At 66.5% G+C, this 12250-nt stretch carries 10 protein-coding genes and 4 tRNA genes; all 14 read right to left on the bottom strand.

Annotated elements, in window-relative coordinates; all coding sequences use genetic code 11:
* Nucleotides 1–1190 (bottom strand): elongation factor Tu (tuf, locus tag QF819_09035; protein ID MDP6803299.1); only part of this gene is annotated, 1190 nt, incomplete at its 3' end.
* 144 nt (nt 1191–1334) lie between these two features.
* A tRNA-Thr gene (locus tag QF819_09030) sits at nt 1335–1410 on the bottom strand.
* Between the two features lie 70 nt (nt 1411–1480).
* Nucleotides 1481–1557 (bottom strand) — tRNA-Gly (locus tag QF819_09025).
* An 11-nt stretch (nt 1558–1568) separates the two neighbouring features.
* Nucleotides 1569–1654: transfer RNA gene (locus tag QF819_09020), tRNA-Tyr, on the bottom strand.
* A gap of 79 nt (nt 1655–1733) precedes the next feature.
* Nucleotides 1734–1806, bottom strand: a tRNA-Thr gene (locus tag QF819_09015).
* 302 nt (nt 1807–2108) lie between these two features.
* A complete protein-coding gene (gene cysS / locus QF819_09010) occupies nt 2109–3524 on the bottom strand; it encodes a cysteine--tRNA ligase (GenBank protein ID MDP6803298.1) in 1416 nt (471 codons plus the stop codon).
* The gene (locus tag QF819_09005) at nt 3524–4366 is read right to left on the bottom strand and encodes a BtpA/SgcQ family protein (protein MDP6803297.1); all 843 of its coding nucleotides are present in this window, start codon (nt 4364–4366) and stop codon (nt 3524–3526) included. Before QF819_09005 ends, cysS begins: the two co-directional genes overlap by 1 nt.
* Nucleotides 4363–5421, bottom strand: coding sequence for a D-alanine--D-alanine ligase (locus QF819_09000; GenBank protein MDP6803296.1), 1059 nt, complete (start codon nt 5419–5421; stop codon nt 4363–4365). The genes QF819_09005 and QF819_09000 overlap by 4 nt, the downstream gene beginning before the upstream one ends.
* A complete protein-coding gene (gltX, locus tag QF819_08995) occupies nt 5418–6854 on the bottom strand; it encodes a glutamate--tRNA ligase (GenBank protein ID MDP6803295.1) in 1437 nt (478 codons plus the stop codon). The genes QF819_09000 and gltX overlap by 4 nt, the downstream gene beginning before the upstream one ends.
* A gap of 2 nt (nt 6855–6856) precedes the next feature.
* Entirely contained in the window at nt 6857–7411 is a 555-nt protein-coding gene (locus QF819_08990; GenBank protein MDP6803294.1) for a GNAT family N-acetyltransferase, read from the bottom strand.
* Nucleotides 7408–8598 (bottom strand): 2-C-methyl-D-erythritol 4-phosphate cytidylyltransferase, encoded by a 1191-nt coding sequence (ispD, locus tag QF819_08985; protein MDP6803293.1) that lies wholly within the window; start codon nt 8596–8598, stop codon nt 7408–7410. Before ispD ends, QF819_08990 begins: the two co-directional genes overlap by 4 nt.
* A 3-nt stretch (nt 8599–8601) precedes the next feature.
* Entirely contained in the window at nt 8602–10056 is a 1455-nt protein-coding gene (gene dnaB, locus QF819_08980; GenBank protein MDP6803292.1) for a replicative DNA helicase, read from the bottom strand.
* Nucleotides 10053–10898: a uracil-DNA glycosylase gene (locus tag QF819_08975; protein MDP6803291.1), complete on the bottom strand. Its 846-nt coding sequence runs from the start codon at nt 10896–10898 to the stop codon at nt 10053–10055. The genes dnaB and QF819_08975 overlap by 4 nt, the downstream gene beginning before the upstream one ends.
* Nucleotides 10899–10969: 71 nt before the next feature.
* Nucleotides 10970–12250: a bifunctional phosphopantothenoylcysteine decarboxylase/phosphopantothenate--cysteine ligase CoaBC gene (gene coaBC / locus QF819_08970; protein ID MDP6803290.1), complete on the bottom strand. Its 1281-nt coding sequence runs from the start codon at nt 12248–12250 to the stop codon at nt 10970–10972.

Below are 12250 nucleotides of genomic sequence, written 5' to 3'. Positions count from 1 at the left end.
TACTCCGTAATATCCGTGACGACACCGGCACCGACCGTCCGACCGCCCTCGCGAATGGCGAACCGAAGTTCCTTCTCCATCGCGATCGGCTGGACCAGATCAACCTCCATCGTCACATTGTCGCCCGGCATCACCATCTCCACACCCTCAGGAAGAACAATGCTCCCCGTCACATCCGTGGTGCGAAAATAAAACTGCGGACGATAGTTGCTGAAGAAAGGCGTGTGACGCCCCCCCTCATCCTTCGTCAAAATGTAAACCTCGCAAGTGAACTTCGTGTGGGGTTTCACAGAACCCGAAGCCGAGAGAACCATCCCGCGCTCCAACTCCTCCTTCTCCATACCGCGAAGAAGAAGACCCACATTGTCCCCGGCTTCCCCACGATCCAGAAGCTTCCGGAACATCTCAACGCCCGTCACCACCGTCTCGCGCGTCTCGCGAATGCCCACGCGCTCCACCTTGTCGCCGACATTCACCACGCCACGCTCAATACGACCCGTACCCACCGTCCCGCGACCCGTAATCGAAAACACATCCTCCACAGGCATCAGGAAAGGCTTGTCCGTATCTCGCTCAGGAACCGGAATGTAGCTGTCCAGCGCGCCGAGAAGTTCCATCACGCAGCCCGACTTCTCATCATCCTCCGGATTCTCGCCGGCCTGAAGAGCCGAACCCCGAATCACGGGAATGTCATCTCCGGGAAAATCGTACTTCGAAAGAAGTTCCCGAACCTCAAGCTCCACAAGATCCAAAAGCTCCGGATCATCCACCTGGTCCACCTTGTTCAGAAAAACCACGATGTACGGAACTCCCACCTGCCGGGCCAGAAGAATGTGCTCCCGAGTCTGGGGCATCGGACCATCCGCTGCGGATACCACGAGAATGGCGCCGTCCATCTGCGCCGCTCCCGTAATCATGTTCTTCACATAGTCCGCGTGACCGGGACAGTCCACATGAGCGTAATGACGATCGTTCGACTCATACTCCACATGCGCCGTCGCAATCGTAATGCCGCGCTCGCGCTCTTCAGGAGCCTTGTCGATCGAGTCGAAGTCCATGAAGTCCGCAAGACCCTTGGCCGAAAGAACCAGCGTCATCGCTGATGTCAGCGTCGTCTTCCCGTGATCCACATGACCAATCGTCCCCACATTCACATGGGGCTTGGTGCGCTCGAACTTCTCCTTCGCCATGCTCTCTTACCCCTTCCCGCCGGGTGGCAGGGAGATTGTTCGTCCCCTTCCCGCAAGGCTGACGGGAGAGGCTCCTGATTTCCAACACGCTCCCCGCATCGGGGGCGTGCTTCTCCTCCGGGCCGACAACCGCCCGGCTACGCATGGAGGCCACGAACGGGCTTGAACCGTTGACCTATTGCTTACCATGCAATTGCTCTACCAACTGAGCTACGTGGCCTCGAATGCCCTCCGACGCACCGCCTGTGCGCCTCCGGCCCGAACGCTCACCCTCGCCCGGCCCGGTTCGATGGAGCGGGAAACGGGATTCGAACCCGCGACCCTCAGCTTGGAAGGCTGATGCTCTAGCCAACTGAGCTATTCCCGCGAACCCGAAACTGGTGGCGAGGGGAGGATTCGAACCTCCGAAGGCTTCAGCCAACAGATTTACAGTCTGCCCCCTTTGACCGCTCGGGAACCTCGCCACACCCCGATCGCGCGATGCGCCACTACCCCCTTGAGATTCCGGCATACGAAACCAACTCAGGCCCCCACCGGACACTCAGCTGGCGGAGGGACTTGAACCCACAACCGCCTCATTACAAGTGAGGTGCTCTGCCAATTGAGCTACGCCAGCAGGTCGCACGGCGTGAACCGAGCACATTAGAAGAGGGCTTCGTCAAGTGTCAAGCGGAAGATCTTCCCCCTGACACCACCAGACCCCCTGTTCTTCCTGTCTCCTACAAGACAACCCACCCCGCCCGACAAGCGGATGCGGAAGATACGCGACGGGCTTCCTCAAGTCAAGAAACGGAAAACGCCCCGGGAAGAGACCAGCTCACCTGATTGGGGGTGTGTCGAGTGCGGGGGGCCGCCCGATCGGCCCGCCTGCGCCCCGGTTCGCCGCGGGGAGTGCGGACAGGCGCCCCGAAGCGCGGGCTACGCGCGTTTGATCAGCGGACCGTCGGGCCGATCCTCCACGACGAAGCCGCAGGCGAGGATCTCGTCGCGGAGGGAGTCCGCCGCCGCCCAATCCCGCTCCGTGCGGGCCGTTTCCCGGCGATCCACCAGTGCCTGCACTTCCGGCGGGATCTCCCCGGTCTCGTCCTTTGCAGCCGGGAAGCCGAGAAGATCCAGCATCCCCGCCACTTGGGTGTGCGCCTCCCGAAGGAGCCCCGCACCGCCGGGAGAACCGGACGCGGCGTAGGCATTCCCGGCGCGTGCGAGTTCGAAGAGCTTCCCGAGCGCGCCAGCCGTGTTGAAATCGTCGTCGAGCGCTTCGTGAAACTGGCGGACGCAGCGTTCCGTCTCCTCGCGGAATGCGGCGTCCGCCTCGCCGGGTTCCTGCCCGGCGTCGCTCCCGGCGGCGGCGTGCGCGGCCGTCGCGAGGAAGTTCGTGATCCTCTCCATGGCGGTGGCCGCCTCGTCGAGCCGCTCTCTGGAGTAGTCGAGCGGGCTCCGGTAATGCGTCCCCAGAAGAAAGAGACGCAGCACGCGCGGGTCCACTTCCTTCCGCACATCTTCCACTGCGAAGAAGACGCCCGTCGACTTGGACATCTTCTCTCCGCCCAGCATCACCATTCCGTTCTCGGTCCAGTGCCGACAGAAGGAGACGCCGGTGGAAGCCTCCGACTGGGTGAGTTCATTCTCGTGATGCGGGAAGATGAGATCCCGCCCGCCCCCGTGGATGTCGAGAGTCTCGCCGAGATACGCCATGGCCATCGCGGAGCACTCGATGTGCCAGCCCGGACGCCCCGCCCCCCAGGGGCTGTCCCAGGAAGGTTCGCCCGGCTTCGCGCCCTTCCACAGCGCAAAGTCGACAGGATGCCGCTTGGCCTCCTCCACCTCCACGCGGACGCCCGCCCGAAGATCCTCCACGCGCTTCCCGGAGAGCTTTCCGTAATCCGTCGCCGTTTCCACGGAGAAGTAGACATCCCCGCCCGCGGCATACGCATGCCCTTTCTCCACGAGATCCCCGATCAGGGTGAGAATGGCGCCCATGTGCTCGGTGGCCTTCGGGTACACATCCGCCCGTTCGATCCCGAGCCAGTCCGCCGCGGAGAAGTACGCGTCGATATTCCGCTCCGCCAACTCCTGCCAGGGCACGCCCTCCTCGGCAGCCTTCGCAATGATCTTGTCGTCGATGTCGGTGAAGTTCTGAACCAGCGTCACCTCGTACCCTCGGGCACGGAGGACCCGCCGCATGGCATCCGCGACGGTATACGCCCGCATATGCCCGACATGGGGCACCCCCTGCACGGTCATCCCGCAGAAGTACATCCCGACCTTCCCGGGAACGACCGGCTCGAAGGGGATCTTCCGGCGTCGCATCGTGTCGAAGATCGAGAGCCCCATTACGCGCCCCCTCCCGGCGAAGCCCCGGACTCGCGCCGAAGCCGCGCCGCTTCCTCCATGAACGCCCGGACGCGGGCCTCTTCCACCGGTGCCCCGCCCACGCCTCCCTTTTCCAGTGAGGAGCCCACAATCACCCCGTCGGCGACCGACCAGTACTCCTCCAGATTCTCCGCGGTCACCCCGGACCCCAGAAGAATGGGCGCATCCGGCACGGCTTCGCGAAGGGCGGCCACGCTCGACGCATCCGCTGCGGAGCCTGTCGCCTCTCCTGACACGATGAGCGCATCCGCCCGGCCGCGGTGGAATGCGTCGCGGGCTTCGTTGGCGATGTGCCCCGGGCCCGGCATCCCCAGCGGGCGCGAGTGCTTCACGGCGACATCCGCGAAGATCAGCACCGGGGGAGCAAGCGACTCACGCAGCGCAAGCGTCTCCCGCGCGCGCCCTTCGATGACGCCCTGATCCGCCACCACCGCACCGACATGGACATTCACGCGAATGAAGTCCGCGCCCGTGACCGCGGCCACCGACAGCGCAGCCGCCGCATCATTTCGCAACACATTCACGCCCAGCGGCACATTGTGGGCGCGCCGGATCTCCCGGCAGACAACCGCCATCGACGCCACGGTCGCGGGCGGCACCCGCCCCCCGGTGAAGGGGACATCTCCGAAGTTCTCCACGATCATTCCGTCGACCCCGCCCGCGGCAAGTGCTTCCGCGTCAGTCAGCGCGGCCGCAAGCACCGGGGTCAGGTCCCCGCCGGAAGGGCTCCCGGGAAGGGCCGCCAGGTGAACCATCCCGATCACGGGGCGTACGCCCCCGAACAACTCCACGAATGCGTTCACACACCGCCCCCCGTCGTCGCCGACGGGGTTTGCCCCGCACGGCGGATTGCGTCTTCCACGATCCTCTCCACCAGCTCTTCGAAGGAAATGCCGTCCGCGGCCGCGGCCATCGGCACAAGCGACAGCCCGGTCATCCCGGGAAGCGTGTTCACCTCCAGACACCAGATTCCGCCGTCCGGGGAGAGCCGGAAGTCCGCGCGGCCGAAGCCTTCGCAACCGAGGGCCGCAAACGCACGCTCCCCCGCCTGGGCGAGCTTCCCGGCCTCATCCGAACCCAGCGGCGCGGGTGCCAGGTACTCGCTTTTCCCGCCCGTGTACTTGGCCTCGTAGGTGTAGAGCCCTCCCTCTGGGACAATCTCCACCACGGGAAGTGCCCGCCCCTCCAGGACCCCGACCGTCAGTTCCCTTCCCGGAATGAAGCGTTCCACCAGAACACGATCCCCGCAGAGCCCGGCCCGCGTCACGGCGTCCGCAAGCCCCTGCCCGTCCTTCACGAGAGTCAGCCCCACGGTCGAACCCTCCCGCGCCGGCTTGACGACGAGATCCGGCGAACCGGCCGCCGCCGCCGCCCGGGCGAGTTCCTCCGCATCCGGGGGAGTCCCCGGGTGCACCGTCAACGCTCCGCCGGGCGGGGTCGGGATGCCCGCATCGCGGAAAATGCGTTTGGAGCGTTCCTTGTCCATCGCCAGCGCGCTGGCCGCCACACCGCTCCCCGCGCAGGGGATCCCCGCCAGTTCCAGCACCGCCTGGATGGTCCCGTCCTCTCCCCAGCCTCCGTGAAGCGCGGGAAAGACCACCTCCGCGTCGCGGAGAAGTTCCACCCACCGAATGAGACGGTCCGGCGCGGAACCGACCGCGTCCGAGGCGCGGGGGGGAGTCGGCCCCGGTCCCGGACCGCCGCCCGACGGCACGGGAACGACGCCATGCTCCGTATCCAGAAGCGTCACACGATGCCCCCGGGCGCTGAGCGCACGCGCCACCGCGACTCCGGAAGCGCGGGACACTTCGCGTTCCCGGGAGTCTCCGCCCATCATCACGCCCACGGTTCGCTTCACGCGGACTCCTCCGCACCGCGCCACGCGGCCAGCGCGCGCCCGATTCGGTCCTCGCACTGCGCGGGGCCCAGCCAGTCGCCGATGTGCGGAAGGTCCGGGCCGTGTTCCGCGCCCGTCAGTGCCAGTCGCACCGGAAGGAAGAGTGCCCGCCCCTTCACGCCCGCCTCGCGTCCCGCTTCGCGGATGAGCGGCCGCAGAAACCCCGCCGGAGGTTCCGCCTCCACAGAACCCAGTCCGGTCCGCACCGCATCCAGCGCCCGCGCGGCCTCTTCTTCGTCCAGCCCGTCCGGAAGCGGCGCCACTTCCGGGGAGGCCGAGAATCCCGAGGCGATTTCCGCGACCTCCGCCAGATCATGCGCTCCTGAAGCGAAGCACGCCGCGGCACGAGCGGCCAGCGCCGGATCCAGTCCGCGTGCCGCCAGAAACGGCGCCAGGCGATCCGCCAGATCCTCCGGCGGGGTTTCCCGAAGCCAGTTCCCGTTCAGCGCACGCATCCGTTCCATATCGTAGATGCCCGCCGCCTTCCGCACTTTGGAGAGATCGAACGACTCCACAAACTCCCGCGGGGAGAACCGGTCTTCGTCGCCTTCCGGATGCCATCCCTGGAGTGCCAGCACATTGACGACCGCTTCCGCAAGAAACCCGCGCTCCCTGAGTTCGCGAACCGTCGCGCCCCCGGACCGCTTTGACAGCTTGGACCGGTCGGTGTCGAGAATCAGCGGAAGGTGCGCGTACTCCGGAACCTCCCGCCCGAGTGCTTCCAGCACCAGGCGCTGCTTGACGGTGTTCGACAGGTGTTCCTCGCCACGCACCACGAGCGTGATCCCCATGGCGGCGTCATCCAGCGCACACGCAAGGTTGTAGGTCGGGACTCCCGAAGAGCGCAAGAGGATGAAGTCACCGACCATCCCCTCCGGGAAGCGCACCTCTCCTCGAATGCGATCCTTCAGGACAGAGTCACCCCCGGGAACCGCCAGCCGCACCGCGGGGTGTTCTCCCGCCGCAAGCCGCCGCTCCTCTTCGTCGGGCGAGATGTCATGCCGCGTCCGGTCGTGCCGGTAGGATCCACCCGCCGCCCGCACCTTCTCCCGCGCGGCGTCCAGATCCGCGTCGGTCGCCCAGCACCGGTAAGCCGCGCCCGAGGCGAGCAACTCCTCCACCGCCTCCCGATGAAGCCCGACCCGCTCCGACTGTCGATACGGAGCGTGGGCGCCGCCGACATCCGGCCCTTCATCCCAGCCGATACCAAGCCAGCGGAGATCCGCCAGCACGGACTCTTCGCTCTCGGGAGTGGAACGCTCCTCGTCGGTATCCTCCACACGGAGAATCAGCGTCCCGCCCGATGCCCGCGCGAGAGCCCAGTTGTACAGCGCGGTGCGCGCGCCGCCGACATGAAGCGTCCCCGTGGGACTGGGTGCGAATCGGACGCGCATGGTCACTTCCCCCCGGTCGGCGACGCCATTCCGCTCCCTCCGGGACGGGCCTCGTCCGAAGGCGCCAGGTCTATCCAGCACTCTTCCAGAAACGGCGTTGCCCCCATGGCTCTCCAGAAGCCCCGGGCGGATTCGCTTCGAGAGGCCACATGCATTCGAAGAACCGGAACCCCGTGTCCGGCAATCCAGCTTCCGGCCTTGTCATAGAGCGCGCGTCCGACACCCCGGCCTCGCAGTTCCTCCGCGACAATGAGATCGGAGATGTAGCCGTACCGCCGAAGTTCGAAGATAGACTCCTGTCTTCGGATTCCCGCGACCATCAACCCCGCGACCTCCTCCTTGCCTCCGTTCGTCCGGCACGCCACGAAGACCGAAGAGTCCGGACCGCGCATCTGGCGGCGCAGGTAGAGCGCATAGTGGCTCCGTGCATCCGCGCGAACCGCAAACCGGGCGTCGAGCGCTTCCTGCGAGACCATCTCCTTCTCGGCCAGCGCAAGGAGTCCGTCCTCATCCGAAAGCCGGGCTCCCCGGACGGTCACTCCCGGGTTCTCGTTCATTCCGCCTCCACCCCAAACAGGGATTCCTCCAGAAGGGCCACCGCCGTCGCGGACATGCCCTCTCCGCGTCCGACAAACCCCAGGCCTTCGGTGGTCGTGAACTGCACGGAGACCCGGTCCGGCGAGAGGCCCAGCGCGTCCGCGATATTCGCGACCATCTCCGCGCGGTGAGGGGCGAGTCTGGGTTTCTCCGCCGATACCGTCGCGTCGACATGGGCGGGACCGTATCCGGATTCGCGGAGGATCGCCACCGTTCGCCGCAGAAGATCCGCCCCGGACACGCCCTTCCAGCGTGGATCGTCGTCAGGGAAGTGGTCGCCGATGTCTCCGGCCGCCGCCGCACCGAGCAGCGCGTCGCAGACCGCGTGCGAGAGCACATCCGCATCCGAATGCCCCGCGAGCCCCCGGTCGAAGGGGATGGTCACGCCGCCGAGCACCAGCGGACACCCCGGCTCCAGACGATGCGTGTCCACACCCACGCCGACCCTGAGCGCACGAACGGGCCGCCCCCCGGCCAGGATGGTCTCCGCGATCGCCAGATCCTCGGGGACGGTCACTTTCAGATTGCGGCGTTCCCCCTCCACCAGCGCCACCGGCGTGCCGCTCCGCTCCACCGACGAGGCTTCGTCGGTCGGGTTCGATCCGTCCCGCGCGTCCGCCGCCATCGCACGCGCCAGCACTTCTCTGCGAAACCCCTGCGGCGTCTGGGCTTCGCGCAGCGAGGCGCGATCCAGCGTCGCCGCGCAGACATCGCCTTCGGCACGCTTGATCGTGGAGACGGGAGCAATCCCCGGGAGCACCGCACCTGTCTCCTCCGCCGCTTCCGCCACGCGGTGAATCAGTGCGTCGGAGATGAGCGGGCGTGCGCCGTCGTGAACGAGGACCACCGCGATCTCACCCGAGAGCGCCGCCAGTCCATGGCGGGAAGACTCCGCGCGCGTTCTCCCCCCGGGGACAACACGCCGGACTCGCGGGAACTCCGGCGTCTCCACCATCTGCCGCACCGGCTCCAACAGATCTTCGCGCGTGACGACCACGACCTCCGCCACCGCTTCACAATCGTGGAAAGCACGAATCGAATGAAGGAGAAGCGGTTCCCCGGCCAGCGGCGCCAGCATCTTGTCCACGCCGCCCATACGCTCACCGCGCCCCGCAGCGACGATCACGGCCCCCACCTGCCGACCCACCAGCTACTCCCGGCCCTTCGAGAGATTTTCGAAACGGGTGAACTGCTTTCGGAAGGCAAGAGTCACCGTACCGATGGGACCGTTTCTCTGCTTCCCGACGATGATCTCCGCGATGCCCTCATTCTCCGGCGTCTGGTTGTAGACTTCCGGCCGGTGGATAAAGATCACGACATCCGCGTCCTGCTCGATGGCTCCCGACTCTCTCAAGTCCGACAGCATCGGGCGGCGAACGCCTTCGCGAACATCCGTGGACCGTTTGAGCTGCGACAGCGCGATCACGGGAATGCGCAGCTCCTTCGCCAGTGCCTTCAGCGACCGCGAGATGGTGGAGATCTCCTGCTGGCGGTTCTCCTGCCGGCCATGGCCGTGCAGCAACTGCATGTAGTCGATCACGACCGCCGCCAGTTGCCCGTTCGTCTCCGACATCAGCCGGCGCGCCTTGGCGCGAACTTCCAGTGCGGTGATTCCCGCGGAGTCGTCAATGAACAGCGGCGCCTCCGCAAGACGCCCGGCGGCGGTGGTCAGCGCGGGCCACTCGTTCTCCCGCAGAAAACCCGTCCGGAGACGGTGCCCGTCGACGCGCGCCTCCGCCGAAAGAAGCCGCTGCACCAAAGACTCCTTTGACATTTCCAGACTGAAAAACGCGACAGGGAGTTTCTTTTCCAGCGTCATGTGCTGCGCGATGTTCAGCGTGAGTGCGGTCTTCCCCATGGAAGGACGCGCCGCAATCACCACAAACTCCGACTTCTGGAACCCGCTGGTCAGCATGTCCAGATCCTGGAACCCGGCCGGGACTCCGGTGACGACCTGCTTGTTATCGTACAGTTCCTGAATGGCCTCGAAGCTGTCTTGCAGGATCTCCCCGAGCCGCACGAAGCCCTGCTTCATGCCCGACTCCGAGATGGCGAACATCTCCCTCTCCGAGCGATCCAGAATGGCGCTCACATCCTCCGACGCGGTGTAGGCGTCTTCCGCGATCTTGCCGGACGCGCGAATGAGACGCCGAAGAATGGACTTCTCCAGAACGATCCGCGCATGGAACTCCACATTCGCCGCACTGGAGACGGAATCCAGCAGCTCCGCCAGATGAACCCGCCCGCCCGCCTTCTCCAGTTGTCCGGTCCGGGCGAGTTCTTCCGACAGCGTCAGCGTGTCTACGGCCTCTCCCTTTTCGTAGAGCGAGATGACCGCCCCGCAGATGGCGGTGTGCGCGGGTCGGTAGAAGTCTTCCGGGCGCAGGAGCTGGACGACGGTATTCACGGCTTCGGGGTCCAGCATCATGGACGCGAGAACCGAACGCTCCGCCTCCAGCGACTGGGGCGGCACGCGGCCGGACGCCGCCCGCTCCGCGCGAGGGGCTCTCGGGGCCGGCGCATCCGGTTGGGTGCCGTAGTCTTCATCCGGGGCGAGCACGCGGGCCGCAGCCTCCGGGCGGGGATCCTGTGGGGAAGTGGTCATGGCATACCTCGGCTGGGGTCGGGGTCGGCCTGCGCCGACCGTTGATCATACTCCCGACGCAGCACCTGGACATCCTCCCAGACGGGACGCTTCCAACGCTCGTTCCGAAGAAGGGCAGCCGGGTGGTAGGTCGGGATGACGGGAACGCCCCGGTACTCGTGAATCCGTCCGCGAAGGCGTGAGATCCCGTCCGATGTGCTCAAGAGCGTTCGGGCGGCGAAGGACCCCAGCGTACAGATGACCACGGGGCGAATCAGTTCCACCTGACGGTTGAGAATGGACCGGCACGCGGAAATCTCCTGCGGAAGCGGATCCCGGTTTCCCGGGGGGCGACATTTTAGGATATTCGCAATGTATATGGACTTCCGGTCGAACCCGACCGCCGCGAGAATGCGATCGAGGAGTTGCCCGGCGCGTCCGACAAAAGGCTCTCCCTGCAGGTCCTCGTCCCGCCCCGGAGCCTCACCGACGAACAACACGCCCGCATTCGGGTTGCCGGTCCCGAAGACGAAACGCGTGCGCGTCCCGGCGAGTTCACACGCATCGCAGGAGGCGAAGGCGTCGTGAAGTTCCGCCAGCGTTGAGCACTGTGCCGGAGACGGACCGCTTGGTGCGGGCGAGGGTTCCGGACTCGCCTGTGCCGCGACAGCACGGGCCGCCATCACGCGGGCCGCGGGCTGCGGACGACGAGGCGTCGGGGGAGGCGCGGACGAAGGAGCGACCGCCGCCGCCGAGACCGGGCCGCCTTCGTGGAGGACACCCTGGAGCGCGGCATAACTTCGCAGGCGGGAGGAGAGATCGAGAAGCTCCCGACGATTTGCAACCCGGGATCCAACCGTCATATGCGCTCCGGAGATCGGCGAAGAAACACGGGGGAAGGCGGTGAGCCTGACCGGCGAACCGATTTCGCAGACTAGAACGGGACGCGTACGGGGTCAAGCAACTCCGCCACGCGATCGAGAATCCGCTCTGCAACGACGCGCTTGGATGCCAACGGAACATCCTCCGGGGGGGCGTCACGCGCCAGCAGAACCACATGGTTCGTCTCGGTGTCAAACCCCGCTCCCGGTTCGGTGGCGTCGTTGACAACGACGAGATCCAGCCTCTTCTCCACAAGTTTCCGCTGCCCGGCGGCCAGCGCATCTTCCGTCTCCAGCGCAAACCCGACGCGAAGCCCTCCCCCGCCCGCATCGCGGAGCAGGGTGAGAATGTCGTCGGTCGGCTCCAGTTCGATCTCCGGCGGCCCGGTGGCCTTCTTCACCTTCCCGGTGGCGGGGCGGACCGGTCGCCAGTCCGCGACGGCTGCGGCCATAAGAAGAACGCCCGCATCGGCGGATTCCGCCATGACAGCATCCCGCATGGTCGCCGCCGTCGTGGCTCGGATGATGCGCGGACCCACGGGTTCCGGCACGGACAGCCCCCCGGCCACGAGCACCACCTCCGCGCCGCGTTGCATGGCGGCCCGTGCGAGCGCCACCCCCATTCGACCCGAGGATCGGTTGGAGAGCACGCGAACGGCATCCACCGGTTCCTCGGTGCGTCCGGCGGTCACCACAACCTTGACGCCCGCCAGCGATCGCGACTTCTCCAGAAGCGCCCATGCCGCGGAGGCCACCTCCATCGGCTCCGGCATTCGGCCGGGACCCTCGCCTTCCGCATCCCAGGCCATCTTCCCGGTCCCTGGCTCCATGACGACCATGCCCCGCTCTTCGAGGAGGGGAAGGCTGGCTCGGGTGGGATCCGCAAGCCACATGGCCGAGTTCATGGCGGGCGCCATGAGGACGGGCGCCTTCGTGGCGAGAAGAACCGTCGTGAGAAGATTGTCGGCGATCCCGTGAGCCGTCTTCGAGAGCGTGGCGGCGGTCGCGGGCGCGACCACCACGAGATCCGCGCTCCCGGCCAGCGCAAGATGGATCGGCATGCGCGTGGCGGACTCCCCCGCCATCCAGGCGGGCAGGGCCGTCTCCCCGCGCCGGTCAAACAAGTCCACCGTGACCGGATTCCCCGTCAGCGTTCGGAATGTCACCGGCCCGACGAACGCGGTGGCGGCTTCGGTCATGACGACCGCCACCTCCGCGCCCCGGTTGCGGAACTCACGCACCAGATCCGGAGCCTTGAAAGCGGCCACAGACCCGGTCACTCCCAGAAGGACTCTCGCCGCACCGCTCACCCGGTTCTGCTGCGGCTTCGCCAA

The organism is Gemmatimonadota bacterium (assembly GCA_030747075.1).
Taxonomy (GTDB): Bacteria; ARS69; ARS69; order ARS69; family ARS69; genus ARS69.
The sequence above is the reverse complement of the archived record's forward strand: the minus strand, read 5'-3'. Positions and strand labels throughout refer to the sequence as shown.